Annotated in this window: 31 protein-coding genes; 15 read left to right on the top strand and 16 right to left on the bottom strand. The window is 44.5% G+C overall.

Features of this window, described 5'->3' with window-relative positions; all coding sequences use genetic code 11:
• The first annotated feature begins 37 nt into the window (after positions 1 to 37).
• Together GWK48_RS09020 and GWK48_RS09025 are read left to right on the top strand one after the other, a co-directional pair.
• Positions 38 to 1,186 carry an AAA family ATPase gene (locus tag GWK48_RS09020; protein WP_174632724.1) on the top strand — a complete coding sequence of 383 codons (1,149 nt, stop codon included), beginning with the start codon at positions 38 to 40 and terminating at the stop codon, positions 1,184 to 1,186.
• A complete protein-coding gene (locus GWK48_RS09025) occupies positions 1,183 to 2,538 on the top strand; it encodes a vWA domain-containing protein (protein ID WP_174631538.1) in 1,356 nt (451 codons plus the stop codon). The genes GWK48_RS09020 and GWK48_RS09025 overlap by 4 nt, the downstream gene beginning before the upstream one ends.
• 607 nt (positions 2,539 to 3,145) lie before the next feature.
• On the opposite strand, the gene GWK48_RS09030 is transcribed toward GWK48_RS09025, so the two are convergent.
• Positions 3,146 to 3,316: a hypothetical protein gene (locus GWK48_RS09030; RefSeq protein ID WP_174631540.1), complete on the bottom strand. Its 171-nt coding sequence runs from the start codon at positions 3,314 to 3,316 to the stop codon at positions 3,146 to 3,148.
• A 137-nt stretch (positions 3,317 to 3,453) separates the two neighbouring features.
• Here GWK48_RS09030 and GWK48_RS09035 point away from each other — a divergent pair, with 137 nt between their 5' ends.
• Entirely contained in the window at positions 3,454 to 3,726 is a 273-nt protein-coding gene (locus tag GWK48_RS09035; protein WP_174631542.1) for a hypothetical protein, read from the top strand.
• Positions 3,727 to 4,162: 436 nt separating this feature from the next.
• Here GWK48_RS09035 and GWK48_RS09040 read toward each other — a convergent pair whose 3' ends face one another.
• The 7 genes from GWK48_RS09040 to GWK48_RS09070 form a co-directional block, all read right to left on the bottom strand.
• Entirely contained in the window at positions 4,163 to 4,477 is a 315-nt protein-coding gene (locus GWK48_RS09040) for a hypothetical protein (protein WP_174631543.1), read from the bottom strand.
• A complete protein-coding gene (locus GWK48_RS09045; protein WP_174631545.1) occupies positions 4,456 to 4,980 on the bottom strand; it encodes a hypothetical protein in 525 nt (174 codons plus the stop codon). The genes GWK48_RS09040 and GWK48_RS09045 overlap by 22 nt, the downstream gene beginning before the upstream one ends.
• A gap of 215 nt (positions 4,981 to 5,195) precedes the next feature.
• Positions 5,196 to 6,269 (bottom strand): TGS domain-containing protein, encoded by a 1,074-nt coding sequence (locus tag GWK48_RS09050; RefSeq protein WP_174631547.1) that lies wholly within the window; start codon positions 6,267 to 6,269, stop codon positions 5,196 to 5,198.
• A gap of 1 nt (position 6,270) precedes the next feature.
• A complete protein-coding gene (rnhB, locus tag GWK48_RS09055; protein ID WP_174631549.1) occupies positions 6,271 to 6,897 on the bottom strand; it encodes a ribonuclease HII in 627 nt (208 codons plus the stop codon).
• Positions 6,894 to 7,589, bottom strand: coding sequence for a 60S ribosomal export protein NMD3 (locus tag GWK48_RS09060; protein ID WP_174631550.1), 696 nt, complete (start codon positions 7,587 to 7,589; stop codon positions 6,894 to 6,896). Before GWK48_RS09060 ends, rnhB begins: the two co-directional genes overlap by 4 nt.
• A gap of 6 nt (positions 7,590 to 7,595) precedes the next feature.
• The gene (locus GWK48_RS09065) at positions 7,596 to 7,892 is read right to left on the bottom strand and encodes a DUF424 domain-containing protein (protein WP_174631552.1); all 297 of its coding nucleotides are present in this window, start codon (positions 7,890 to 7,892) and stop codon (positions 7,596 to 7,598) included.
• Between the two features lie 9 nt (positions 7,893 to 7,901).
• A complete protein-coding gene (locus GWK48_RS09070) occupies positions 7,902 to 8,324 on the bottom strand; it encodes a translation initiation factor IF-2 subunit beta (RefSeq protein ID WP_174631554.1) in 423 nt (140 codons plus the stop codon).
• A 54-nt stretch (positions 8,325 to 8,378) separates the two neighbouring features.
• Here GWK48_RS09070 and GWK48_RS09075 point away from each other — a divergent pair, with 54 nt between their 5' ends.
• From GWK48_RS09075 to GWK48_RS09095, 5 genes are all read left to right on the top strand, one after another.
• Complete coding sequence (locus GWK48_RS09075; protein WP_174632726.1) at positions 8,379 to 9,635, top strand: tRNA (N(6)-L-threonylcarbamoyladenosine(37)-C(2))-methylthiotransferase; 1,257 nt, start codon at positions 8,379 to 8,381, stop codon at positions 9,633 to 9,635.
• A gap of 32 nt (positions 9,636 to 9,667) precedes the next feature.
• Positions 9,668 to 10,855 carry a thiolase family protein gene (locus GWK48_RS09080; protein WP_174631556.1) on the top strand — a complete coding sequence of 396 codons (1,188 nt, stop codon included), beginning with the start codon at positions 9,668 to 9,670 and terminating at the stop codon, positions 10,853 to 10,855.
• A 264-nt stretch (positions 10,856 to 11,119) separates the two neighbouring features.
• Positions 11,120 to 11,446 carry a translation initiation factor aIF-1A gene (locus tag GWK48_RS09085; RefSeq protein WP_174631558.1) on the top strand — a complete coding sequence of 109 codons (327 nt, stop codon included), beginning with the start codon at positions 11,120 to 11,122 and terminating at the stop codon, positions 11,444 to 11,446.
• Positions 11,443 to 12,192 (top strand): serine protein kinase RIO, encoded by a 750-nt coding sequence (locus tag GWK48_RS09090; RefSeq protein WP_174631560.1) that lies wholly within the window; start codon positions 11,443 to 11,445, stop codon positions 12,190 to 12,192. The genes GWK48_RS09085 and GWK48_RS09090 overlap by 4 nt, the downstream gene beginning before the upstream one ends.
• Before the next feature lie 8 nt (positions 12,193 to 12,200).
• The gene (locus tag GWK48_RS09095; RefSeq protein ID WP_174631562.1) at positions 12,201 to 12,737 is read left to right on the top strand and encodes a KH domain-containing protein; all 537 of its coding nucleotides are present in this window, start codon (positions 12,201 to 12,203) and stop codon (positions 12,735 to 12,737) included.
• A gap of 62 nt (positions 12,738 to 12,799) precedes the next feature.
• Here the strand turns inward: GWK48_RS09095 and GWK48_RS09100 are convergent, their stop codons facing one another.
• A complete protein-coding gene (locus GWK48_RS09100; RefSeq protein ID WP_174631563.1) occupies positions 12,800 to 13,318 on the bottom strand; it encodes a hypothetical protein in 519 nt (172 codons plus the stop codon).
• Between the two features lie 497 nt (positions 13,319 to 13,815).
• On the opposite strand from GWK48_RS09100, the gene GWK48_RS11505 reads away from it, so the two are divergent.
• The 4 genes from GWK48_RS11505 to GWK48_RS09120 all read left to right on the top strand — a co-directional run bounded on the left by GWK48_RS11505 (position 13,816) and on the right by GWK48_RS09120 (position 18,415).
• Positions 13,816 to 14,127, top strand: coding sequence for a hypothetical protein (locus tag GWK48_RS11505; RefSeq protein WP_174631565.1), 312 nt, complete (start codon positions 13,816 to 13,818; stop codon positions 14,125 to 14,127).
• A gap of 60 nt (positions 14,128 to 14,187) precedes the next feature.
• Positions 14,188 to 14,544, top strand: coding sequence for a zinc ribbon domain-containing protein (locus GWK48_RS09110; RefSeq protein WP_174631567.1), 357 nt, complete (start codon positions 14,188 to 14,190; stop codon positions 14,542 to 14,544).
• Positions 14,545 to 14,685: 141 nt separating this feature from the next.
• Entirely contained in the window at positions 14,686 to 16,533 is a 1,848-nt protein-coding gene (locus GWK48_RS09115) for a type II secretion system F family protein (protein ID WP_174631568.1), read from the top strand.
• 163 nt (positions 16,534 to 16,696) lie between these two features.
• A complete protein-coding gene (locus GWK48_RS09120; protein ID WP_174631570.1) occupies positions 16,697 to 18,415 on the top strand; it encodes a type II/IV secretion system ATPase subunit in 1,719 nt (572 codons plus the stop codon).
• On the opposite strand, the gene GWK48_RS09125 is transcribed toward GWK48_RS09120, so the two are convergent.
• Genes GWK48_RS09125 through GWK48_RS09145 form a run of 5 tightly spaced genes read right to left on the bottom strand, consistent with a single transcriptional unit; the run spans position 18,405 to position 22,809 of the window.
• Positions 18,405 to 19,685: a glycosyltransferase family 2 protein gene (locus GWK48_RS09125; protein WP_174631572.1), complete on the bottom strand. Its 1,281-nt coding sequence runs from the start codon at positions 19,683 to 19,685 to the stop codon at positions 18,405 to 18,407. The genes GWK48_RS09120 and GWK48_RS09125 overlap by 11 nt on opposite strands.
• Positions 19,685 to 20,200, bottom strand: coding sequence for an inorganic diphosphatase (ppa, locus tag GWK48_RS09130; RefSeq protein WP_174631574.1), 516 nt, complete (start codon positions 20,198 to 20,200; stop codon positions 19,685 to 19,687). The genes GWK48_RS09125 and ppa overlap by 1 nt, the downstream gene beginning before the upstream one ends.
• 37 nt (positions 20,201 to 20,237) lie before the next feature.
• Positions 20,238 to 20,789: an HD domain-containing protein gene (locus tag GWK48_RS09135; RefSeq protein ID WP_174631576.1), complete on the bottom strand. Its 552-nt coding sequence runs from the start codon at positions 20,787 to 20,789 to the stop codon at positions 20,238 to 20,240.
• Positions 20,789 to 22,123: a bifunctional hydroxymethylpyrimidine kinase/phosphomethylpyrimidine kinase gene (thiD, locus tag GWK48_RS09140; RefSeq protein ID WP_174631578.1), complete on the bottom strand. Its 1,335-nt coding sequence runs from the start codon at positions 22,121 to 22,123 to the stop codon at positions 20,789 to 20,791. The genes GWK48_RS09135 and thiD overlap by 1 nt, the downstream gene beginning before the upstream one ends.
• Positions 22,120 to 22,809, bottom strand: a complete 690-nt coding sequence (locus GWK48_RS09145; RefSeq protein WP_174631580.1) for a MoaD family protein — start codon at positions 22,807 to 22,809, stop codon at positions 22,120 to 22,122. Before GWK48_RS09145 ends, thiD begins: the two co-directional genes overlap by 4 nt.
• Positions 22,810 to 23,131: 322 nt before the next feature.
• On the opposite strand from GWK48_RS09145, the gene GWK48_RS09150 reads away from it, so the two are divergent.
• Positions 23,132 to 23,557, top strand: coding sequence for an SRPBCC family protein (locus tag GWK48_RS09150; RefSeq protein WP_174631582.1), 426 nt, complete (start codon positions 23,132 to 23,134; stop codon positions 23,555 to 23,557).
• Positions 23,554 to 23,964 carry an SRPBCC domain-containing protein gene (locus tag GWK48_RS09155; protein WP_174631583.1) on the top strand — a complete coding sequence of 137 codons (411 nt, stop codon included), beginning with the start codon at positions 23,554 to 23,556 and terminating at the stop codon, positions 23,962 to 23,964. The genes GWK48_RS09150 and GWK48_RS09155 overlap by 4 nt, the downstream gene beginning before the upstream one ends.
• On the opposite strand, the gene GWK48_RS09160 is transcribed toward GWK48_RS09155, so the two are convergent.
• Positions 23,951 to 25,513: a GTPBP1 family GTP-binding protein gene (locus GWK48_RS09160; protein ID WP_174631585.1), complete on the bottom strand. Its 1,563-nt coding sequence runs from the start codon at positions 25,511 to 25,513 to the stop codon at positions 23,951 to 23,953. The genes GWK48_RS09155 and GWK48_RS09160 overlap by 14 nt on opposite strands.
• Before the next feature lie 61 nt (positions 25,514 to 25,574).
• On the opposite strand from GWK48_RS09160, the gene GWK48_RS09165 reads away from it, so the two are divergent.
• Complete coding sequence (locus tag GWK48_RS09165; RefSeq protein ID WP_174631587.1) at positions 25,575 to 26,081, top strand: ZPR1 zinc finger domain-containing protein; 507 nt, start codon at positions 25,575 to 25,577, stop codon at positions 26,079 to 26,081.
• Here GWK48_RS09165 and hsp20 read toward each other — a convergent pair.
• Positions 26,053 to 26,565 carry an archaeal heat shock protein Hsp20 gene (gene hsp20, locus GWK48_RS09170; protein ID WP_174631589.1) on the bottom strand — a complete coding sequence of 171 codons (513 nt, stop codon included), beginning with the start codon at positions 26,563 to 26,565 and terminating at the stop codon, positions 26,053 to 26,055. The two genes, GWK48_RS09165 and hsp20, sit on opposite strands and share 29 nt — an antisense overlap.
• Between the last annotated feature and the right edge of the window lie 33 nt (positions 26,566 to 26,598).

Consider the following 26,598-nt stretch of genomic DNA (forward strand, 5'->3'; position numbering starts at 1 on the left):
TTATAAGCTCGTGGGAGGTAAATAATAAAGGGAGAAAATAGTGAGTACTACGCTCCTTGAACTTCCCAAAAAATTCTTAGAGTCTCTTCATTCACCGTTTGTAGGAAGGGACGAAGAGGCTAAAGTTCTTACATTAGCTCTATTAACGAAGGAGCATATAGTTTTAATAGGAGAGCCGGGTACGGCTAAGTCAGCTCTTGCCAGAAGGGCAGCTGATCTCTTGAACGCAAAGTTTTTCATGTATTTGTTAACTAAATACACTGAGCCAGCTGAGCTTTTTGGAGCCCTGGACGTAAACGCCCTTAAACAGGGGATATATAAAAGGATAACTAAGGAAAGATTACCGGAGAGCGAGTTGGCGTTTCTAGATGAGATCTTCAACGCCAATTCAGCTATCCTGAATGCTTTACTGTCCCTACTCAACGAGAGGGTGATTTACGATGGCTATAACGTCATTAAAGTTCCTCTACGGACTCTAATTAGTGCAAGTAATAGGGTACCTGACGAGCCAGAACTGGAGGCGCTTTATGACAGGTTACTGCTAAGACACTACGCCAAGCCTGTAGGTGAGGACATGTGGAAGGACCTGTTGGATTCCTCTTGGGAGCTTGAATTCACGGAGAAGTGGAAAGTTAGGGAGCCCATAATGTCGGTGCAGGACCTTGACAGACTATATAACATGTTACCGGAAGTTGACTTAAGCCAAATCAAGTCAAAATTGTTGAAGCTTTACGTTATGCTAGAGGAGAAAGGGGTTCACTTAACAGATAGGAGAAAGGGAAAAGTCCTGAAGATAGTCTCCGCCCACGCCCTCTTGAACTCCAGGACCAAGGCTACTGAGGAAGATCTGATAGTGCTCAAGTACATAGCCCCCAGGGAAATTGACGATTTCGAGAAAGTGTCGGCCCTGCTTTCTGAAGAGTTGAAAACCCCCATAAAGTACATGAGAGAACTAAATGAGATATTTAACAACATCAAGGAGGCAGGCAAGTACGTCGAGGCCGCATCGGAGTCCGATCCAAGACTAATTGATATGATCAGAAGTCTGAGAGCTACCAAGGATAGGGTGATATCTCTAGGTAGAGAAAGCGGAGATGAGAAGGTGGAGGAGTTCTCTAGGGAAGTAGCCTCTGAGATCGATAAGTTAGTGGAAAAGGTGGGGAGAAAGCTGGGGATCTACACATGAGTGGTGTACTAAGAGGGGTAGATTATGAGAGTCCAGTGGTGAAATATAGAGGAGAGAGGATACTCCATACCATAAGGAGAGTTTCGGGAAAAGAGTCCAACATAGATCCCACATTCTTGGTGGACACGTATTATGTTCACTATTTGCCATTACCCTTGCTCAAGACGAGAAATGAAATGGAACAAGGGGAATCAATTAAGTATTCATTAATTGATTTAACCATCTCATCTGAAATTGTAAACAGAAATAGAAATTACTCCATCGCCAATTCCGCTGTTAGCATGGCACTCTCCGTTAGCTACGTCCAGAATCTGATTGAGGAGCTGGAGAGAATTAGGAGAACCTCCCAATCTCAAGAAGAAAGGGAGGCTGCTGAACAAATACTTAACGGACTCATGAGGGGAAGCCAAGGAAAGGAGTCCAACAAGAATCAGAATCAGCAGCAGGAAAACCAAGCCACTGATAAATTAATGAAGCAGGTTCACGAGAAAGCCATGGCTAAAGCATCCGAAGACGCGAATTCGGTAAGGAGCATGCAAAGGATAATGGGTGGTAATGGAGCAGGTACCGGGTCTATGATGACCTTTGAGGGCGATATTCATGACGTCTTGAGGTTAGCGAGAAACACTGAAATAAAAAAGATCTTGGAATTCCTGAGCGGAATACCGAAGCTCGGTAGTTTCACCAAGAAGAGAACGACCAGGTATGCTAGAGGTGAACTTTTCGGATATGAGGAAGGGTCTGATTTGGAGAGATTGGTATCCTCAGAACTAGCTTTACCTGAGGAGCTATTTGATGTTAAGCTAGCAGAAGGACAGCTACTATTATACCAGAAGCAGATTAAGGAGACTTTAGGCCCCATATATCTACTCCTGGATAAGTCTGGGAGCATGGATGGCGAAAAGATTTTGTGGGCTAAGGCAGTAGCCCTAGCCCTTTACAGTAGGGCTAGGAGAGAAAACAGGGACTTCTACTTAAGGTTCTTCGATAACATTCCCTATCCCTTGATCAAGGTAATTAAGAACGCAAAGAGCAAGGACGTTATAAAGATGGTGGAGTACATAGGCAAAATTAGGGGAGGAGGCGGGACGGATATTTCAAGGTCGGTAATGTCAGCCTGCGATGATATAAAAGATGGACACGTTAAGGGTGTCAGTGAGGTCATCATTTTAACTGATGGCGAGGACAAAATTGCGGAAACTACGGTGAGGAGGTCGTTAAAGGAGGCCAACGCTACTCTCATTAGTGTAATGATAAGGGGAGACAACGCGGATCTCAAGAGAGTTTCCGATAACTACCTAGTGGTGTATAGATTGGATCAAGGGGATCTCCTCAAAGTCGTGGAGTCCTAGAGCGAGCTTATATTATTTCTCTCGAGAAATAAACTAATATTATTTTTGAAATAAGTAAACAGGTGTAAACTATTTCCTAACTGGTTAAGCCCGATAAAAATAACGGCAAACCTCGCCTTTTAAGGCGGTGTAACGTTTTTGACTTCTTTATCTACCTTTCCCTATGGCCCTCCCTTCTGGTCAACTTCTCCATGAGAAGCAGGAGCCGATCTCTCCGGTAATACTATAGTGTCCGCATTGTCACTGTCAGGTATTTACCTAGCGGGGCAGAACAGAAAAAGCTGAGGAAGTTCGCAGATGCATCAGCGAGGCTATACAACGAGGTCAACTACGATAAGAGGCAACAGTCCTTCAAGGGCAAGAAGGTAGACTTTAAAGATACGTGGGACAAGTACTACGGGAAGTACAAGAGGTGCTAGGGGTTTATGCACAAGCTGTACTGCGTAAGGACAACGGGGCTTGGTCATCTTTCTTCTCTTCTCTGAAGGATAAAGAGGGTCTACCGCAATTCGTTCAGCATATCTCTCCACCAGGTTATTGGAAAGACAAGAGGGGGAAGAGGGAGCAGGACTTGTTGTGGATGTGTACCTCTAGCCTGCCTTGTGTATCAGACCGCCTTAACCTCCTGAGAAGGTATTTCAATCTTCCCAGTCCTTGAGGACGGGGACGTGCCTTCCTCTGTCAACTTCTTAGCGGGCTTGTCTAATGACAAGGATCTGCGCTCAGATCCCAGTTGTCTAGGTAGGGTTACAACGAAGGAGAGCAAGAAACCAATCAAGGGCTCCCTCATCGTCCACGGTTAGAGGGACGAAGTACAGCTAGCGTCACCTAAAGGTAACAAGGTAGCCTCAATTGACTTAGGTAAAAACATGTTGGCAACAGGTACCGTAGACGGCGGTACCGTGCTGTCCTACCGTGGTCCAAGAGTCAAGAGCATACTTCTACTTCCAGAAAAAGGTGGCAGGACTAGACAAGTTGAAGGCTAGAGCAGAGAAAGTCCACGAGACTGAAGCTAGGGGAAGAGTCTTAAGAGAAGGGGTCTTCAAGAGACTATACCGCAGGCTCCTAGACTACTACAGAAGTTTTTATCCTCTCACCTATCTAAAACGCTGTGGGGTAGGTGTCTCAACCGTTTACTTGGGTTACCCTTACTTTATCTCCCAGGACAGGGGTAACAAGTCCACTTGAAACACCTGGTCTTACTGTAGGTTTATTCAGGTAACCATGTTCAAGCTCTACGAGTATGGCATAAAGGTGTCCCTCGTTGTTGAGTACAACACCTCTAGACCCTGTGCTTTCCGTAACGTCGTTGAGGGGAAGTCTAGATGAGTCGTTAGCTGCCTAAAAGGTCAGAGGCTCCACAGCTGCATCAACGGTGTTCAAAACATAATGAAGAGAGCAATAAAGAAAGCCGCAAACGTATTGAAGAACTTTCTTCCCTTTCTCGTAACGTCAGACGGAGTAACTCTCATAAAGGGGAGTACCACTTTAGACCTCGGCGGAACCCTTACATTGCGGCGAGGAAATTAGTAGTATTTGGGTAGTAAAGTAATGATGTCATAGGTACAGATCCCCTGAAAGCGTCTAATCCAATAGTTCTGAGTTTTAATAAGCAAGTACCCTATCATAAAAGAGCCTTTATTTCCCTCTTAATTTCCTCCTCCAACAGAAGCTTAATCTCAGAGTGATGCATCCTAGTCAAATGGAGAAACATTCCTCTCTTAGTGAAGGGCCCTTTGTTACAGAGCTTACAGTACAAAAGAGTTGACTGTTGCGTGACCAACCAAAAGCTCACTTTAGTAACGACTCTCCTTCCCATCTCCCGGGACGAGAAACCTACAGCCCTTACATATTCCTCCTCCTTCACAGCTATTTTGGAGGCGTACTTTGCAGTTACCTCCACTAGTTTTTCCGCAGTTATTGAGATTCCGCTATCCATTTTCTATCCCAAACCGAAGCTATTCCTACAGCCAAAGCGAACAGTGAGACTGTTCTCCTCATTTTCTGTAATAGATCTGAGTTCTCCAAGAACCTCCCAAAATCGTTCATTTCTAGGCCAAGTGCCCTAAATACCCTTTCCATCCTGACCTCAGCTTCGGCAATGTTATATGGTATATCACCCATATCTAATGATCTTTTCACTGTAGTTAATATTTCAAGAGTCTCCCCAAGCTCCTCCTCGGAGATTTCATCGAAGACGTCCATGAGGGATCTCTTCAGTTTTCCACCTACGAATTCAGCCATCCCTGGTATGTATTCCAACGGAACCAAGGTCGATATCCAGTTATCTACGTACCTCCTCGCTATCTCCAGGGACTCCAGATTTAGCTCGTTGAGTCCCTTTAATATTGAAACCGCAGCCAGTATGTGGGCAGCTGCCTCTCCAGTGCCCTCTGTATTCATTTGTAGTGGAGGTGAATTACTATCAATGTCTACGCTCATCGTATCACTAAAACATGAATTAACGATATCATTGTTTAAACTAAAAGCCCACATAATACTGCCGTAGAGTACCAATAAGGAGGGTATTAGTCCCGTCCCTTAGGTCGGTTAGTTAATGGGTGTGAGGCGACAAAATCGATTAAAAGGATATTGAATGTGAGAGGAACTCAGAAAACTTACTCTTCTTCACCTTCATCCGTTTCAAAACCGTCTGCTCACTTCACGTGGATCTCCACAATATCCTTATCCTCTAGCACGTGATCCTCCCCAACCCTCTGACCTGGAAATCTAGCTGACTTTCCCCAAACCCTTGCGTACTTGAAATTTTCAGATAGGGCACTGTGAAGTTTCTGCGCGACGTCTATAACAGTTGAACCTCTTCTCATGAACATAGGGTCGGTTGTAGGTTCCTCCATAGGTTCCTTGGTGTAAACTCTTATCACGTCAAGGCTTAAGAAAAGCTCTCGCCTAAGGGAATCAAGATCCTCAATGTGGACTACCCTTATGTCCTGGGCTTCGAAGGGTTTTATCGAAGCCACTACGGCTGGCTTAAAGGTTATGGCTTCGAAAAGGGACTTCTCCACGTCATCTAAGGTCACTTCCCCTATAACTTTAACTATAGCTGACTTTATTCCGAAATCTTGTAAATACTTTCTCACTTCCTCTTCGCTCGTCCCTGAAAACTTACCGAGGAGGACTATTCTTAACCCCTCCTTGCTACTCCTGAATCTCTCAATTACAACCTTTCCCTTAGGCTTTCCAAGGATGACGTTGTTGTTCTCCAGGAATTCCTTCATTTTGAGAAATTCCTCTTTATCCTCTACTGCAAAGAGTAGTGAATCAGCGTTCCTCGCTAGTCCAAGGAGCTTGCTAACGATAAGTCTGGAGTCGAGAATTATCTGTGGTGGATTAACTAGTTGTATTAGGGCATCTTCGTAAACCATCATCCCTGGGACAGGGTAATCCCTAGGCTCTGTCTTCACGTTGGTTAACCTTTTCATTACGAAATTCCTCAGGTCTTGTCTCCCTAGGAGCAGGATTTGCCCGGCACCTTCCTTTTCCAGGAAAAAGGATAAACCCCCTCCCTTGGATTTCTTTCTCTGTTTCTCTGACTCTTCCCTGAGCTCCGATAACCTCCTCTTGGCCCAATACACTAAATTTTCGGTACCCTTATGTTTCGGAACGCTACTCAGAAAATCTTGGATAGCCTTGATCTTCTCCTCAGGCGTCTTGGCGTCCATGACCCTGAGCCATTTGGTCTTAGCCTCAGCTGGTAAGTTAGTGACCATCTCAGCTCACCTTCTCGATGTAAAACGAGGGGGCATGTTTTAGTAAAAATTTCCAACTTCTCCTTATAATATTTGGTGGATCTCTTCCCTCCGAGATAACCTGGTTAATCCACTGTACCGTCCTCCTGTCAGAGGGGTACCCGCTCCCGAAATCTCCAAACTCTCTTTTCAAGGAGTCCACTATCCTGTCCCTTATAACCTTCGCAATGATACTTGCTGAGCTAGCTTCAGTGAACATTTCATCAGCCCTATGTACAACATTCGGCTCGAAACCCATCTCTCTTATTCTCTTGACGACCTCCTCTTCAGGTCCAACCTTATCCACAGTGATCACGTTTGGCGAGAGCCAAGCCATTCCATCTATTACTTCTATCACTTTCTGGTATGTAATTTTATTTAAGTTATTAGAATCTATTTCCTCTGGTGTCGCCTTACTCACAATGATAGCTTCACTCGACTCTAAGATCTTATCGAAAAGTTCCTCCCTACGCTTTCTCGTCAATTTCTTACTATCCTTAACTCCAGCATCCTTCAATGTCTTAATTGAATAATCACTGAGAGCTACTCCGGCTACAACCATAGGTCCTATGAGACAACCCCTACCTGCTTCGTCTATACCTACTCTCATATTCTGAGTGATATAACTAGCTTCCCCTCCCTTTTACCTCTTTTTATCCTCTCCCTCTGATAACTTTCCTTCACATCGGCCTTGACCTCGTCAATGAACTTGGCAACTAGCCTTTTAGCTACTGTTCTGTTAATGAAGTAGTAATCTATTCCCTCTCTTAACTCTACAACATCTGAGAGGTTAGAGACTTCTTCTCTGGAGAAGAAGGACTCAAAAAAGCTCTTTTCGCTGTCCTGAACCCTTCCAGACTTTGATCTGAGCTGAACTATAGCCTCGTAGTATTTACCTCTTCTCTTTACACATGAGTCGCAAAGACCGTAAACTACTTTCACTGTTACGTCCTTATTTTCGTTGAACTCAGCCCCGGAAACCTTACCTCTTATCCTCAACCCTAAGTGTCTAACCCCGAAGTAATCTGTCCAGATTTTACTCGACTCAAGTTTGTACTCACTGACATGGTCGTCTAGAGCCAATGAGCTGACAACCTCCTCCTCAGCTACAGTATCCAGATCCTCCCTCATCGAGACCCACTTGTTTCCGACCTTTCTTGCGCCACAGACCTTACACAGCGTCAGCTCCAAGGTTTTATTTACTTTGGCGATTTCCCTGGACTTCACGTAACAGGAAGGGCAAAGTCTATCTATGAGATCTGCGTCCTCCCTGCCGCACATGACGCAGAACTTTCTACCCATGTCCCATCACAGGTTGTATACTTGGGCGAACTTAACGCCTGAGATCGTGAGCACCGAATCCTTGTGAATTAGTCCTCTCCTTATAGCTTCCTCTATGACCTTCCCACCCACTATGCTAGCTACCGTGGCTTCTTCCACCAGGTTAAGAGCGTGGTTTACATCCACTTCCTCTCCCCCGTAAAACTCCTCATTAACGTGAAGGATAACCTTGTTCTCTATGAACTTCTTACCGAGGTACTCCTTCTCACAAATGTTTACAAAAACCTGCCCTTCTCCTCTAATTACGTTTAATACGACCTTCATTGTCCCACATTAGAGAGGTTTAACTGAGCTCTTGGCTCCGCAAGCTAGACATTGTATATACCATATCTTCTTGTCCTTTACCAAGACAGTGTCAAGGCTCTTACACGTTGAGCATTGAACATAGGTCTTGATGAATCTGTCCATGAAGGTATTGACTATGGATGAGGAGAACTTCCCTTGAATTGAAAGCTGCCCATTATCAGACAGGGATCCTGCTGCAGCCAGTTCCTTCAGGAGGTATCTCATACAGAGCTTGTCCTCCCTTCTAATCCTATCACAAAACTCGCTGAAGTTCTTTATTATGGTAGTGTTGCCCACTGTAATTATGCTTAAGACGGGTAAAGTTTGGGTTTCGGTAGCTAAGTCCTTCTTAGGAAGTTTGGCGTATAGCCTGTCCAAAAGCGCGGTGTACGACTTGTCCCTTTCAGACATGTATCTCAATTAACTCTATATAATGTCGAAGTTAAATTTGTGACTAGTAGTAACATGAGAATTTACTTTGAAACCTACGGCTGTGCTCTGAACAAGGGAGACACTTACTCGATGATGACCCTACTTAAAGAAAGGAATCACGAAATTGTGGGGGATCCAGGTGATGCAGACGTTCTGGTGATAAACACTTGTGCGGTTAGGATGGAAACTGAGGAGAAAATGAAGAAAAGAATCAAGGAACTACGAGAGATGGGTAAGAAATTAATAGTTGCTGGCTGCCTGGCTGGAGCGGAGCCAGGGCTAGTTAACTCCTTGGCACCAGAGGCTTCCCTAGTGGGTCCCCAATCTTTGGAGGAAATCGCAAGCGCGGTGGAGAGTAAGACTAAGGTCATCAGTTTGGCAGGGAAGTCCCCCCAAATTTTACCGAGAGTCTTCGATGGTCTAATATCTGTAGTCCCAATAGCAGACGGTTGCGCAGGTTCATGCAATTTCTGTATCACCAAGCTAGCGAGAAAGAACTTAAGAAGCTATCCTCTTAGGGCTATTGTTAGCACCGTAAGGGAACTGGTAAATAGGGGGGCTAAAGAGATCGAGCTTAGCGGTCAGGACACCGCAGCCTATGGGTTGGACCTGGAAGGAAAGGTTAGTTTGCCTCAAGTGGTTAATGAGGTAACTTCGGTAGATGGTGACTTCATGGTCAGGGTGGGTATGATGACCCCTGAGCTCGCGTGGAGGGTACTCGACGGAATAATCGAAGCTTGGTCCCATCCAAAGGTGTACAAGTTCTTTCACATCCCAGTTCAGAGCGGGAACGATGAGGTTCTCAGGGTTATGAACAGGAAGTATAGGGTGGAGGAGTTCAAGGAGTTGGTGAAGGAGCTTAGGAGAAAGTTTCCGCTTTCCAATATAACTACCGACATCATTATTGGCCATCCGGGGGAGGACGAAGAAGCCTTTCAGGACACCCTGAACCTCATCAGGGAGTTGAGGTTCGAAAGGATCCATATTGCGATGTACTCCCTCAGGCCTAATACCAGGAGCGCTATGATGCAACAGGTTCCAGGTCCAGAAAAGAAAGAGAGGTTAAGGAGAGCAATAGAACTTTATGAGAAGGTGTCCCACGAAGTCCACAGGGAGTACGTTGGAAAGACCTTCAGAGTCCTTGCATTGGAGAAAGGTAAGGGTAATTCCATTATAGGTAGGACAATAAATTACATACCAGTCATCTTACAGGGAGTGGAGCTCGGAAAGTGGTATGACGTAAAAATTACCGATTCTTCATTCTTTGATTTGAGGGGTGAAGTGCTTTAAAAGTTTAAATTGTTCTATACAGATGAGAACCCATGAATGAAGTTTACATAGTATCGGCCGTCAGAACCCCCATAGGAAAGTTCGGAGGGTCATTAAGAAACGTTAAACCTCAGGATCTAGGCTCAGTGGTTATTAGGGAGTCGCTGAACAGGGTTGGAGTAGATCCTAAAGACGTAGAGCTTGTAGTGATGGGTAACGTCCTGAGGGCAGGACACGGTCAAGATGTGGCCAGACAGGCTGCGTTTAAGGCAGGAATCCCGTGGAATATAGACGGCTATTCCGTGGACATGGTGTGCTCCTCTGGAATGATGAGCGTCACCAATGCAGCCCAAATGATCAAGGGTGAAGATGCAGATATTGTTGTTGCTGGAGGAATTGAGAGCATGAGCCAGGCCATGTTGGCTGTAAACTCCGAGGTCAGGTGGGGGATCAAAAGTCTGACAGGAAAGTCCCTCAATTTCATTGATACGATGTTATATGACGGTCTTACTGATCCCTTCAACTTGAAGCTTATGGGCCAGGAGGCTGACATGGTTGCCAGAGAGAGGGACATATCTAGAAGGGAACTTGACGAGGTAGCTTACGAGAGTCACAGGAGGGCTTCCCAAGCCTGGGAAAAGGGATTTTTCCAATCGGAGGTTGTGCCTGTTAGGTTAGAGGAAGGAAAGCTTGAGAGGGATGAGGGCATAAGACCCGACACCACCGTAGAAAAATTAGCGTCCTTAAAGCCTGCCTTTTCTGAGAACGGTGTTCATACAGCTGGCAATTCCTCTCAGATCTCTGACGGAGCTGTATCGTTAGTTTTAATGAGCAAGAGAGCCCTAAATCAATACGGAATTGAACCAATAGCTAAAATCCTGGGTTACTCTTGGGTCGGGATTGAGAGTTGGCGATTTACGGAAGCACCAATTTATTCAGTGAAAAAGCTGCTTTCCAAGATAAACGCATCTGTGAAGGACTTCGACTACTTTGAGAATAACGAAGCCTTTGCCGTTAACAATGTTCTTCTAAATAAATTCCTAGGAGTCCCCTATGACAGGTTAAATGTTTTCGGTGGAGCCGTTGCCTTAGGGCACCCCATTGGAGCTAGCGGTGCAAGGATTATGGTGACGCTCCTCAACGTATTGAGTAAGATGAAAGGTTCCAAGGGAGTAGCGAGTATATGTCACGGTACTGGAGGCTCAACCGCTATAGCCCTGGAACTTTTGAAACCTCTCTGAGAAAATTGAAACCTTCACGGCTCATGATTCTAACTATTGTAACAGGAATTCACTGCCTTTGCCTCTCCCCAGTAAAGTACTTGTACATAGAATTAGAAAGCCCACATGACATCCCTCTGACGAGCTCAATCTAGGTTTAGGCGCTCTTTTCCTCCACGTGTCCTTACGCTTGTATAGATCTCGAAAAAGGGGTAATGTCCCAACAACTTAAGTATAAGTTTTTTATGCTGTGGCAAGTTTTGATACGCAATGGTGTTTAATTAGTTGCCAAAGAAGGATAGAACGACACAGGCTCCTTCAAGAGAAGTCCCAAAACCTCAAGAAGGCGAGGTTATTTGTGTTGTAAAGAAAATGCTAGGTGCAGAGCACATAATAGTTGCCTGCCTTGACGGTAAAGAAAGAACTGCGAGAATCCCGGGAAGAATGAGGAAAAAGACCTGGATAAAGGAAGGGGATGTAGTTTTAACTGCCCCCTGGGATTTCCAGCCCAACAAAGCAGATATAATTTACAGGTACATGAACGATGAGATAAGGAAGTTAATAGAAGAAAAGATAATTAGTAGGGAAATAATTGATCAGTTGAGGGGTTGAATAGAATACGGAGAGGCAAGGAGGTAAGGCGGGAAAAAGACTCTGACCTTTTCAAGACCGTTGACTCTACGTTTGACACTTCCACATCTTTAGCCCTGTTGTACGTCATGAGAAAACTGGGAATAGAAGTTATCATGGGTGCTATTGCCTCAGGTAAAGAGGCTAAGGTCTACCCTGCTAAAACGAGGGAGGAAAACTACCTTGCCCTAAAGGTCTACTACACCTCAACAGCCTCCCATAAGAAAGCTTTGAGTAGATACATCGCAATGGACAGCAGACATAAGATTAAGGCTACAAGTACAAAGGATCTCATCTACGGCTGGGCTAGGAAGGAATTCGGCAACCTTAAGAGACTTTATGAAGCTGGAGTAAGCGTTCCCAAACCTTATCTCGTCCATAAGAATTTACTTGTCATGGAGTTCTTAGGTCACGATGGCGTCAGAGCTCCCCTACTTTTTGAATATGAGGATATAACACAGGAACTGTATGAGAAGGTTCTGGAGCAAATAACGTTGATGATAGGGAAAGCCAAGATGGTCCACTCGGATCTTAGCGAGTACAACATCATGGTATTCGACTCCTCCCCGGTTATTATAGACGTTGGTCAGTCCATCCAGCTCTCCGACGACCCTAATCTTGAATTTTTAAACAAAGATTTAAAAAATATAAATAGGTTCTTCTCTAGCAGGGGTATAAACGTTAGACCTGTGGAAGAAATATTAAATTCCGTGTTATCTACATCTTAGGAGTATAAATGTTCATAAGCGTTCCAGACGAGAAGTTAGAATTCGTTAAGGGTTTGATTCCAAAGCTGACGGAAATGGGAGGGGTGGAGATAGAGTACAGCCAAGACCTTAAGTATTTCATAGTCGATCCTAAAAATCAAAATCCCTACCAAGCTCTTAAGGTAGTTTCCGTAATAAAGGCGCTAGGCTACGGAGTTCCAATCTCAGAAGCCTTAAAACTGCTTGGGGAGGACTATATGATGGACGTAATTGATTTAAAAGAGTCAATTGAAAATAAATATTCCATACGAAGAATAAAAGGGAGAATAATTGGGGAAGACGGTAAGACTAAGAGAATAATACAGGAGTACACTGGAGTTACTCTAGTGGTGTCAGACAGAAGCGTGGCTCTCCTAGGCCCATATGAGCAAATACCCATTGCCAGAAAAGCTCTCGAGCTCTTGCTCAAGGGAAAAGAGCACTCATCTGTGTATAGATATCTTGACAGGGCTGAGGAGCAACTGTTGAGATATAGGGGCTCATCCAGACGGAGACCGACTGAGTGAACTCCCTTTCGTAACTCCATGGTCAATTGGCGATAACTACCGATCGACTCTCTTGAGCGGAGTCAGGTAAGGAGCACCTCGCTTTTACCCCTCAAGGTCGATGCTATTACCTTATCGTAAGATAGGATTATTTTCTTATTTTTCTCGTCCTCTAAAAATTTTTTCAGCTCATCATCCTTGTTATTTATAGCTAACCTGAAGAAATTCAATAAAATCCTTTTAGGCTCGCTTAGAATATCTTCAGTATTGAGAAGTGTAGGTTTTGGTGTCATCAATAGGGTTAGATGTGTTCCAGACAGCTTAGCTATCATTGCTAATTTGTAGGCACTGTACTCCTTGGTAGGTGATCTCTTGGAGGCCTTGACTTCCACATAGTATTTACTACCATTCTTCTCTGCCTCGATGTCGTGAGTTGGCAGATCTACGTACTTAACGTTAATGAAATTCATCGACTCAAGGACAAGCCTAGCCCTGTATTCCATGGCAAAGCCCATTATAATGCCTTTGGCTCTGCTCACCCCATATTCCAACTCGTCATCGGTAAATCCATATTCTTCCTTCAGGAGCTGGAGGATATCCACACACCTTCTACTATCTCCTACATTAAAAACGTTTCTAGAACCACACCATAACTCTACACAGGGATGAAGATCTTGCAAAGTGAGGAAGGCCTCGTCCATCAGGGTGGGGATGAGAAGTATATAAACACCTTTTCCTATTCCATCTTATGGGAAGGGGAGTTAAGAATGGTAACGAAATCCGGGTTACAGTCACCCTTCAGGTCTCCCCGCAGCTCCCCTGCTCTCCCTTGTTGAAAGGTATGGGAAAGGTCTCCATTTTGTCCTTCAATGGTTAAGACAAAACAGGCCAGAAAAGCTGTTGAAAGACACCCATAAGGGTACTTAAGATATATTAAGGCAAAGGTCACCCTACTATCTAAAGTTCTGGACTATTATAGGGACGCGTTGTTCAAGTACAATTCGTGGTTAAACAGCCCTAACCTGGTAGCTACCCCAGAGTCGGCAAGGTCTTAGTTTGGCTAAGCCCAGTCCAGTCTTACACCGTAGAATTCCACAGGATGGTGGTAAGAATAGCAAGGATAGGAGGACTATCCACGTTAGACTATCCCAGAAACTTGAGCCCATACAAGGACTGGGGAACTAAGGAAACTAGGTTAGTCTTGAGGGATGATAAAGTCTTCCTCAAGGTAACCCTCCTTATGAAGGATTGGAAAGTGCCCTTGGAAAGGGATGGCGTCACTGTGGACACTAACATAGGCGAGGAAGTTGTAGGAAAAGACAACATGTACGTCAGGGTACCAAACCGTTCAGAGGATCCTCGCCACTACAAGGGTCTGGCTGAGGGTCTACAGAAGAAGTATAAAAGATAGAAAGAGAACTACAGCACCCTGGATAGGGTCAGGTACTTTCACAGGAAGGCAAGTGACATCTTGGAGGACTCAGCTAGGAAAGCCGGGGAATGGGTTGTTGGCAAGTTAATGGACGTCTCAGTCATCTTCCTAGAGGACTTAATCAACATGGTCAAGGGTGTGAAGAAGTTTTTAAGAGAGTTCAGGGACGGGCTTTATCTAATGCAGTACCGCCGTGTCCAGTACTGGGTTGAGTGGGAAGCTGGAAAGCACGGGTTGAAGGTCGTGTACGTAGCCCACTTATTCTCCACTCAATGTCCCAAGTACGTTAGCAAGACGGAGGGAGTCGCCCACAGGTACTTCCGTTGTGTTAATTGCGGTTATGATAAAGACCGTGATGTTGTCGCAGTCATGGATCTGTATGGGAAGGGTCTCTGACCCTCTCGGCTCCTCTCCACATGAGAGATGTAGACCCGAATCGATGAGGGGGATCCCTACCCTTTACGGCGTGGAGGAAGTCAGCTTTCATATCTTTCTCCGCGAATATTTTTAAATTTGAGATATACAAATTAACCCCGTATGGCATTTAAAGGGCTGAAAAGAGGGTCAGGCACCAAGGGCCAGGGAAATTCTAAATCATCCACGGGGATTATAGGAAATTTCTATGATCTGGGAATAGTAAAGTCTATGTCTAAGAGTATAGAAAGAAAGCTTTTGCTCGCTGGAATGAGTACAGATCCAAGAATGTTTGCCGCCCAAATATTCTTCTACTTGATAGTTTCCTCAGCCTTTTCAGTTCTTCTAGCTTTCTTTGGAATTTATATTATAGTGAAGTTATATTTAGTATTTAGATTAGCCAAGTTTGCAGTGCTGGGTCTGATGTTTCTTATATTCGCCTTTATAATTCCTCCAGTAGCATATCTGCTTCTTAACGTTAACATATCTCAAGCCATTGAGAACAGAAGGATTGGAATAGACGCGGAAACGGCTGCATTCTCAGCGGTTTTCTCTATATTCCTGAAATCAGGGCTTAGCCCTAGGATCCTGTTCGAAAGGATATCCAAGACTATAGCTTTCAATTACATAACTCAACTTACTCTCTATGTCTCTAAGAGAATTAACTTCCTGGGGGAAAGCGTGGAGGATGCTCTCCTGCACGCTGTGAAAATCTCCCCCTCGAAAATGCTAAATGACTTTATAGTGAGTTACGTGTCCGCAGTGAGGAGCGGGGCTCCCGTTCTTGACGCCGTTACGGCTAAGGCTAAGGACATACTAAAGCAGTTGGAACTATCGGCTGCGATCGCTGCGGACAAGTTATCTGGAGTAGGTGAAACGTACGTAATATGGTTGGCCTCAGGATACATCACGTTTTTCTTGATCTTACTACTCCAAGCGCTTTTCCCTAGTATCGTTGGAGCCTCTGTTCCTTTAAACGTATTTGGGGCTATTCTAATACTTATTTTACCCCTGGTGGACGGAGTCTTTATTCTACTGGTGGAACAATCCCAGCTTAGGTTCCCAGAGCGGAAGTTATCGTCGTACAAAATCTTCTACATAACTCTTGGGATAGGTTTTGTGGCAATGTTCGTTATGTTGGGAGTTACAAAGCAACTGGTTCCTTTCCTTACCTTAACCGGAAATATCAATAACGTTACTCCGACGGTTATTTCCATGTTGGTGGGGCTACTAATAGCGACCATACCTCCGGCCATAATAACTTCAAAGGAGCTAAAGGAAGGCACTGGATACGACCCATATGTAGTGAACTTACTGAGGGCGATATCAGAGGGAATTAGGGCAGGACTCTCCCCTGAGGCAATCATTAAGAACATAAAGGATAGTCCAGAAATGGGGAGACTATCAAACGTTCTGAAGGAAATTTACGCGTATTTGTCCTTAGGCTATCCACTTAGGGATGCGTTCATAAAGGGAGCTGAGAGAATACTGGACTTTACCTCAAGGATTTCACTTGTATCCATGGCAGACATGATAGATGTGGGGAGCATGACACCTGATAGTATTGAAAGCTTAGCTGAACAAGTTGAGAGCCAAATTAAAATAAAAAGAGAGTATGAGAGCAAAATAAAGATACTCCTATATACGCCATATATAGGGGTCATTATTTCAATAATAGCAGTCAATTTCCTATCTGCAGCAATTTTAGGTCTGATAGAGGGTAATCAGTACGCTTTCACCTCTGGAGCCTTAGGAGCAGCAAGAGTTTTGCTTCCACAGGCAGTTTTCATTACTGCAATAGCTTCAATGATAAATGCATTCTTTGCAGGTCTGTTAGTAGGGAAGTTAGGGAGAGGAAAGGTAGCCTCTGGTTTCGTTCACGCCGCCGTGATGGTCACCGTTACAGCTATCTTGATGATAATCATAGTCCACATTCACTTTACCTTCGGAGCTCCACCTCCCCAAGGATAATTTTAAAATAAACTGAATAATATTTATTTTATAAATTAAGATATTATCATACTAGTGCTCTTTTTTAAATTAATAAATGAACTAAGGAGTAGAAGTAATATTCATATAGAAGATTTGACCGAAATGTAATAGTTTATAAGGGAGATAGAAGTATATTTAATTAATGAAAATACCCTCTAATTTAACCTTTCGTTCACAAAAATCAACCGTCAAAACTACTGATGTACAACTAGATATCCCAATAAGTCTATATCCAATATCCATGCCTTACGAGGAGTTACCGGAGATAGTATCAGAGTATGAAGTAAACATGTTGGCTTTAGTTCCTCAAAGTATTATACAGACATTCAACGCCCACAACGTGGAGTTGTCCATCGCCAATCCGCACACCTTCATTGTTTTCGATCAGGAGAAAGGTATATTTCGCTATGTCTTGGTTGAGCCCCCAATAGATTCCGGTATTCTGAACTCTTACTTGCTCCTCATAAGGGAGATTGAAAGATCACTTCTGAATAAGGACGAAACTTTGGATATAGCACAGATATTATTGGAAACTAACGCCAAGATGCCCTCTCTCCAATTGATTCAAGGGCAAGTAGGAGGAGTCACTAAGCTTAGTACTAAGGGTAAAGTGGTTCTCTACTATTTATTAAGGAATATGTTTGGCTACAACGTCCTAACACCATTATTAGCAGACACAAAGGTTGAGGACATATCTTGTAGCGGAATAGGGTTGCCCATTTACGTTTATCATAGGGAGTATGACTATGTGCCTACTAATATTAATATTGCATCGAGTATTAAAATACTTGACAAAGAGATAAGTGGACCTGACCTTTTAGATCAAATTGTGTTAAGGCTCATATCTCTCTCCGGTAAGACAGTGTCCATAGCGAATCCAATTGCTGATGGTATCCTACCTAAGGGGGATAGAATTGCCGCAACTTTTAGATATGAAGTGAGCGCTAGGGGATCTAGCTTCGTTATAAGGAGGTTTAGCGAGACCCCTATCACTATACTCAACCTTATAAATTCAGGCGTTCTCTCACCAGAGACTGCTGCCTATCTGTGGTACTCCATAGACTTAAGGATGTCGTTTATGGTTATTGGGGTGACAGGTGCAGGTAAGACCACCGTTTTGGGGTCGATACTGAACTTGGCTAAGGAGTCCCTAAAAATAGTGTCCATAGAGGATATCCCTGAGATCAGGTTAGCTCAGGAAAACTGGGTTCAACTATACGCTAGACAGGCTTACGGTGAGAGTAGCAAGGAAATCGGCTTAATGGATTTGTTGAAGCTCTCATTGAGGTATAGACCAGATATAATTGTTGTGGGCGAGATAAGGGGTGCAGAGGCTTACATTCTATTTCAAGCTCTATCGACAGGTCACGGTGGAGCTACAACTTTTCACGCCCACGATGCGGAAAGCGCTGTGAAGAGGTTACAGAACCCACCTCTCAATATCCCTCCTGAGTGGATACCCATGAATAACATAATAATAAACGTAAGGAGGCTACCGGTACTGATAGGCGACAAGATTCAGTTGAAGAGAAGGGTCGTAGCAGTAGACGAGCTGGTGACAGCTTCTGACTTTAGGAGAGTTGTGGATTGGGATCCAAGGAAAGATAATCAACAATTAGATCTAGATAACGCCAAAGTCCTGCGGACAAGGCTGGAAGAGGCGGGAAGATCCCTTGAGGAGGTAAGGGAGGAAATACAGAGGAGAGCTCTTTACTTAAGGTACATGGCAGCAGCAAAGGACATAGTTCAACACCCTGAAAGCTATAAGATGGTGAAGAGATACATCATCAAGTATAGCTTAAGACCGGAAGAGGCAATGAGAGAAGTAGCTAGGATGTCCTCAATTAAGGTCACGGTATAGCTAAAACGATCAAAGAAATTATTAAAAGAATTGCCCCATGAGTCACATCCCTTACGAGGTCTTCACCTGTTATGTCTAACGTTCCGGCCAACAGAAACAGGAACGAGATCAGGTTAACCTCCCAAGGAATCCAGAGGTCATCGTTTATTCCTATTTTAGGGGTAACTTTCCATTTGAACTTTGTTCTGAGGGCTCCTAGGAAGTAACCTGTGAGGAATGCAGTCAACATGAGGGTAGGTATTCTTATGTCGTACTCCTCCATTCTGGACCTAATGGATAGAAGGAAAGATGATAAGAGAAATATTGATAGTCCGAAAATCCAGGCAAGGATAGATGAGGTTAGAAAGGGGTAGACAAGACCTGCGATTAAAAGCATCAGAATAAACAGAGGGTAAATTCCCCATTGATTCGCGTAGATTATGCCCTCAATTCCCTTAATGCCTTTTCTAGCCATGGATAGGCTGTATATCATCAGTTGCCCTGACCCATAAGCCCAACGCTTCATCTGTTCAAAAAGGTCTTTCCATGAAAAGGGAGCTAGGGTCTCGACAACTACATCATCAGCATAGGCTACGGTCACACCTTTTAGGAAGAGTCTAATCCCCATTTCAAGATCCTCTGCTATAATACCCTCTCTCCAATAACCCACCTTTACCACGGTCTCCTTTCTAATGGAAAACGCTGAACCGTTGGGAAATATGGGAAGCCCCCGTAACCACCTTCCCTTAAACAAGGAGTTCATTGAAAAATCGGTCATCTCAGAGTAAAGTCTTTGAAGTTTAGACTCTGGATTTCTAATCCTGAGCCTCATGGCCACGGCCTCATACTTGTTCATGTACGGCAAAATTCTGGATAGAAAGTCCGGCTCCACCCTAGCCTCAGAGTCGAGGAAGATGAGGATTTCCCCTGTGGACTTCTCAATACCATAGTTTAGGGCTCCAGCCTTCCTTCCCCCCTGAAAATCTCTCCTAAAAAGAGAAAAGTTGGGGGGGACTGGGAGCGCCTTTAACTCTTCAAACTTCTCTTCAGAATCATCGGAAACAATTATAACCTCATAGTTATCATACTCTATCCTTGAGAGGTTCTCAACTAGTTTCTCTATCAATTCCTTAGGTTCGTCTTTTACGGCCACTATTATGGATACCCTAAAGCTGAAACTTCCATTAAGCTTGTCCATGATAACCTTATCGGTGTAGTAGGCCCCCTGTAAAATAATCCAAGAAGAGGAAAGAATGGCTGAAAAGAGAATCAGTATGTCCATAAAGAGCATTACTTGCCCTTCCTCTCCATGGCCTTGACTATTTTCTGCTTAGCCTCTGCGGCGGATCCCCATCCCTCAATCTTTACCCATTTTCCGGGCTCAAGCTCCTTGTAGTGCTCAAAGAAGTGAACTATCTTATTCTTGACTGGCTCCTCTAGATCGTTGATATCCTTAATTCTTGAGAACGTGGGGTCTGTTTTGTCCTTTGGAACAGCGACTATTTTTTCATCAGTTCCCTCCTCATCCTTCATATGAACTACTCCAACCGGTCTGGCCTCGATCACCGTTCCTGGCATCAGCGGGTAATTGGTTATGACCAGCACATCTATGGGATCCCCATCCTCCTCTAAAGTTCCTGGAACGAAGCCATAATTGAAAGGATAGACCATTGAGGTGTAGAGCACTCTGTCCACTTTTATTACATCCTCTTCCTCATCGTACTCGTATTTGATATTTGAACCACTTGGAATTTCAATTAAAACATTAACTAATTCAGGGGCTTTTTTCCCTGGACCCAGCTTCATGTCTATCACCATATAGTCAACTTTGGTATCTTAAATATCATTCGTCTTTATCCAATTCATCATTATTCAATAGGGAACCCTCTATCTCCTCCCTAATTTTGGCGAGAGGGCCTTCTTTCAACATTACCTCAAGGGCACCCTTATACGTTGCAATTATTTCATCAACTTGTAAACCTAGCCTTTTGTACCTCATGGCCTGTTTGAGGGTAGCCAACATCTCCGAAAATTTTGCAACTATTCCCTCCAGAGTCTTCCTCTCTTCGTATTCGAGGAAGAGCTCCTTCCCTATTCCCAAGGTCTCCAAGGCCCTCAGTTCGACTTCGCTCTTATCAATCCTGTCCGTCAACCATTTTGGTAGATCTCCGATAAGGCTCTCTCCTACATCATGAAATAGGGCGATAACTGCTGCATGATCTGGGTCCACGTTTAACCCATTTTCCCTCAATTTGGTGGAGATGAAATAGGCAATGACTGCAGCCTCGAAGCTGTGAGAGGCGACAGTCTCCCCCATTGATGGAGGGACGCCCTTCTGCATCCATCCTGTTCTCACTAAGTTTTTGCACCCTACTATCAACCTCTCTAAGTCCATCATAGATCCCTCAGAACGCTTTTCAGGGATTCCACCATCTCATCGATCGATGACGTCCAAAACCTAATCATTGCTTCTTTTCCAACCTTGCCCCGATCGAATATCACGTTAGGTATCTTTCCTAAAGTGGAGTAGACGTACTCAGCTAACCAGTTCATGGTTCTTCCCTCAGGTCCCTCAGGTTCCTTCGTTCTGTCGACCTCAAACACTTCATATCCGAGCTTCTTGAACGAGTTTACTATGTTTGGATCATATCTGATGTTCATGAGGGTGTTGGCTCTTGAACCCTTGGAAATAACTGAGAGTAACAACCTGGCGGTATGGGTAGGAAACCCAAACATGGCTGGCATTCCCACTCTCACTCTTCCCCCCCACTCCCTGATTATTCTCCCCCTGTACGTAGCTACATCCTCTAAACTCCTTACGTATCTAGGGTCAATGGAGTGAGCTAGATTGGACTGGACTTCAGGTATCAACATGTGAAATTTCCTCTCGTTTTCCGCGAAATCGGCAAACTTAACCATATCTTCTAAGACTTTCAGTTTGTCAATTTTTCTATGTAGCGAGGCTATAGGGTCGACGGGTCCAACTCCTTTTCCTATCCCAAGCCCGAATCCAATACTCTCGTCTAGCAGGTCCTTTGCCACTCTTGTGGAATTTTCCACCGAGTGACCTTGAGCCAACATTGAGCATATGGCAGACGCGAAGACGCTTCCCGTGCCGTGGGTGTGTTTAGCCTCTATCCTCCTGGATTTAAATATGACGTTATCCTTTCCGTCATAGAGGACGTCAACGCTTTCCTCAGCCACCACATGACCACCCTTTACGATAACGTAGGGGACAGAGAACATCTCATGTATTTTCCTAGAGGCTAGAATTTGATCTTTCAACCCAGATATTTTAATACCGGACAGGATCTCAGCCTCAATGGCGTTTGGAGTAATGACAAAGGCCTTAGGAATGACGTATTGTTTGAACGACTCAACGTCTGCTATTAGCTTTGTGCCGTCCTTCGCGTAAATAACAGGGTCCACCACCACGGGGATATTTCCAGGTAAGACTTGGTGGATTATCTTCATCTGCTCTGGCGTATATATCATCCCAGTCTTAATGCACTTTACCTGAAAGTCTTCAAGGATAGCCTCGATTTCCCTTCTAAAGAAGTCAGCGCTGACTGGGAGAACTTCCCTTATTCCCTGAGTGTTCTGAGCTGTTAGGGCGCTTACTACAGCCACACCGTGAACCCCAAGTGCTTCCATAGTCTTGATATCGCTCTCTACCCCAGCTCCGCCCCCGGTGTCGAAACCTCCTATCGCCATGGCCACATTTTTCATTCTCTTTTCACCCTTGTATTACCTGCAACCACCCAATACTCACCGTCATCTCTCACTTCAAGTTTCCATATCCCTGTTGTATGTTTAACCAGCTCGATTGCCTCTTTCACGGCATCAATGGCGTCCTTCCTCCCTTTCCCAAGAACCATAATAAGGATGACGTCATCTCCAGGTTCCATGTCGTCTATGGCATGTATGATCTTTATCTTCACCACATCTGCGTATTTGCTGGCAATTTCTCTTTCAATCTCATCCAGTCTAGTCTTAGTGTAGGAGTCGTAGGCCTCGTACTTTAGACTAGTTACCTTATGACCTTCCACGGTACCCTTAACGAATCCTAAGTATACTACTAGGGATCCGGCCTCTGAGGGGGCCTGTTGCCTGAATTTCCTTATCTCTTCCATGACATCGAGTTTACCCCTTACTAGGTCTCCCCCTGCCGGAGGAGGGATTAACGCTATCTCGTCCCCTTCCTGGATCTCATTTATGCCCATTTTTCCGTTAACAAGGGGAAATATTTTAACTCCTGGTATTTCTCCGTCCAGTAACCTCTTCAGCTTTCCACCATACTTAACGCTAAGCTCCTTCAGTAAGCAGTCTAAGGTAGTGCAGTTAGTTTCGTATTCCTCCGAGCTCTTTCCCACAGCGTCTTTCACCAGGGCGAAATATCTGATCTTTACCTTCATAGGATGTAAGTCATCTAGTGGTTTTTTATCTCTTTGCGGATAGGTCAACCATAACTTGGGCATTTGGCCAGATCAAAAGCAGTTCCGTTAGTTCAACATTCCAGACCTTAAGGATTTCTTCTAAAATCCATTCATGGCGGAGAGGAAGTCAGATGATCAAAATGCGAGGGTTTCCTCAACTTTGTAAAATAAGAAAGTTACAATGGGGGGTATTACGTGGACATTGAGGACAAGGCGCTCAACCTCATTCATAAGCTTTGACTAGACGATGAGGAGGGTTTTTCTGTAAAGCTTTTTTCCTTGGCTTGAAAATCTAAGTTCTATGAAGTACCAAGGAGAAGTTAAGATCAATGCGAGTAAGCAAGATATTTGGAACACGCTAAACAATCCCGAACAAGTATCCTCCTGTTTCCCAGGCATAAAGAGCGTCACTAAAGAGGGAGACTCACTGAAGGTAGTAGGATCAGCTGGAATAGGGTTCATAAAGGGGGAGTATAAGGCTACCGTCAACTTCTCGGATATAAAACCACTTGATAGCATGACTATCATTGCCAAGGGAAGTGGGCTCAACAGCAACGTTGATATTGTAGCCCACGTGAAGGTCGGTGACGGATCAATCTCTTATGACGCCGATGTCAAGGTTGCTGGTACTTTGGCGTCAGTAGGGTCTCGGCTAATGGATCCAGTTGTTAACAAGTTAGTGTCGGATCTGTTCGATTGCATTAGGGGTAGAGTTGAGAAGAAATGACGAAGTTGAGTGGACAGGAACGCATAAAGGAGAAAAAGACGGCCCTTTCATTTTTTTCAGATTATAAAAATCTCCTTCAGTGCGTACCAGGAATAAAGCAAATAAACGGAAAGAAGTTCGTCATTGAGGCTAGCTTAGGTCCTTTGAGGGCAGAGTTGACTGGAGAAGTAAAGAGCTATGAATTTGAGGGTGATGTAGTAAAGAACCTGCTAGAGGTTCAGGGACCAGGTCTGGTTGTGGCCATAAGAACGGAGGTTAGGTTGGGCGAGAACTCTCTTGAGTGGACCGCTGACTACACAATGGAAGGTTCACTAGCCAAGGCTCTGTCCAATACAATATCCAAGCAAGCTGAAGAAGTTTCCAGGAGAATAATCTCTTGTTCCATCTCGAAAATCAATCAGTCTTAGTAATGATACCTATTCCCCTTGTACGACCTTCTCGGAAAACGAAGATCTGTCCAGGCTCAACATACTCAGATCTAAACAGGAACGTCAATTGCACTTCCGCGCTGTCCCCTGTCCTGAGCAGTCCCTTTGAGATCTTGCTGAACTTAACGGCCTGCCTTATGGTATGGAGGTGCATGGTAGCTACGTATCCCTCCTTTATTGTAGTGGGGTGATGAAGGAGAATGACCTTGCTCCAAAAGCTCTTGACCGCCTGAGGCTTACTCCTTAACAGAACCATACCTTTTCTTAAGCCATCCCTATCGATACCCTGAATAGCGAAGGTGGCTATTGAGCCCTGCCCAACGGAGTCCACAAATACCCTGTTTAACTGTATACTCTTTACTCTGACCTCCTTAAACTCGTTGAGTTTCGTGGGTCCTATAAGAAGGTTGTCATTAACGTTGACTTTCCCTCTAATGACCGAACCAAGGACCACAGTTCCTACTCCAGGCACGTTATAGGTCTCGTCAATGTACACAAGAGGTTCAGCTGCGCTTGGACCCCTCTTTGGGGGTAACAGGTTCAAGAACTTGGTTAAGAGACCCAATCCCTCTCCTGTAACGTTAGACACCTTGAATATGGGTACGACCCTTCGCGTCCTCATTCCAATTATGGCGTTTAAGACGTCCCCCTCGTCCTCCACTTCCATTGCGAGCCTGTTTATCCCTGGGATCTTCAGGACGTCCTTTATCTGTCCAATTATTTCCCTTATCCTCTCCTGAGGGAACTTATCGACCTTAGTTATGACAATGAAGATCGGGAACTTAAGGATTGTCGAGACCGCTAGATGTTCCCTTCCCATTATACTTAGCCCATCGTCTGACCCCACGACCAACATGACATAGTCTACCTCATACCCCATAAGTCCCTTCAGCGTCGTCCTAAGATATCTCTCATGACCCCCTAAATCTATGAGCCTTACGATTTTGGAGCTCTTCAGGGTAATCTCAGCTTCGTCTGTGGGATCCCTGCAACTTGGGTTAACTGTATCTCCCTCGCCGTTAAATCCCAAGAGCCTCATTGTGATCGACGAAGTCCTACCACTTATGACCTCGTGGAGGTATCTGGCTACAGCTGCTCTTAGTGACCCGTTTCCGTCATCCAGCTTTCCTAGTATTAGGGTTCCCGTTAAAGTGCTTTTACCAGCGTTTACGTGCCCCATGACAGCAACGTTCACCTGTACCGGAATCCTATCCCTGTGAAGTCTAATCAAAACCTCCCCGACGTAAAGGTCTTCCTTAAGTTTTACTATCCTCTTATGGGAAATCTTCGCGCTTATCATGGACGCTATTTTTTCCAAGGTCTTCATGGTGGACTCGAGATCATCTAGGGTGAGCCCAATGGCATCTCCATCATCGCTTACTCCGATTATGTATATAGCCTCCCCTCCCCCTTCCTCCAATCTGAACTTCATCTGAGTTGCTAACTCCTGAAGCCTCTCTTCTCTAAGGTCGGAAAGAATAAGTTTATATTCTATTTTCCCTAGGTCATTTTCACGCGGAAATTTCATATTGGGGATACGCTCTAATATGTAAGTAGTAATAATACCAAATAAACTTTGGTTGATAGGTATGGAACCTCAACTAATAATGGATGAGCGTTTTAAGTGCCCTGTATGTGGTAATGAGTCTCTTCAGGCTAAGGATTACGTTTATGAGACTCCCACAGGTAAGGTAATTTTGTCCAACTGGGAGTGCGAAACATGTCACTTTAGATACAGAGACGTTAAGCCCTATGAGACAGGGTCACCAACCAGACTCGAGCTACTGGTTTCCACAGATGGCGATCTCTCCTCGGTCGTGTACAGGTCAGCCTTTGCCTCCTTAATTATTCCTGAGTTGGGCGTGGAAGTTCAACCAGGTTCCTCTTATCAGGGTTTAGTCTCTACCATAAGGGGAGTCTTGGAGGTTATCGTGGACAATCTAGGTACAATGTGCAGGGGTAAGAAGTGCGGAAAAATTAGAGATGCCATGGAAGGAAAAGTAACCTTTACTTTCATCTTGGAGGATCCTTCAGGAACTAGCTTCATAAAAAATGAGAAGGTAAAGGTTACTCAACCTTTATATCCTTCCCAGTAGCTACTGCCTTCTTCTTGAGAATGACCTCCAAGACGCCGTTCTTGTAATTTGCCTTAGCTGTGTTCTCATCAACTGGTGCTGGTAGCTCAACTTCCTTATAGTATTTCTTGTCCTGGGCGTTAGCTGATATTACTAACATGTTGTTGTTAACCTTAACCTTAATGTCGTTCTTATCCACTCCAGGAACTTCAGCCACTACTCTGATCTCATCTCCCTTCTCAATGACGTCCACTAGTGGCTCTCTCTCCTCGCTAAGCAGAGGTTTGTTTCCAAGTCTCTTCACGTTACCGAACTCCTCTACCACCGGCTTACCGTCTGGTCCCATGGTTACCTTAAATCCGTACACGTAGGGTCCGTAAGTCTTAACCTCCCCTTTGGCAGCTGACCTGAAGAATTCCCTCTCCATGTTTTCGAACTCTTCCTCTATTTGCCTTATGAGGTCATCAAAGTATTCGAATATATCTTTAGACCTCTTGGTGGGCATTGATAATCACCGAATATATACTAGATTGTGAAA

Origin of the sequence: Metallosphaera tengchongensis (assembly GCF_013343295.1) — an archaeon.
In the GTDB taxonomy this organism is placed as follows: Archaea; Thermoproteota; Thermoprotei_A; order Sulfolobales; family Sulfolobaceae; genus Metallosphaera; species Metallosphaera tengchongensis.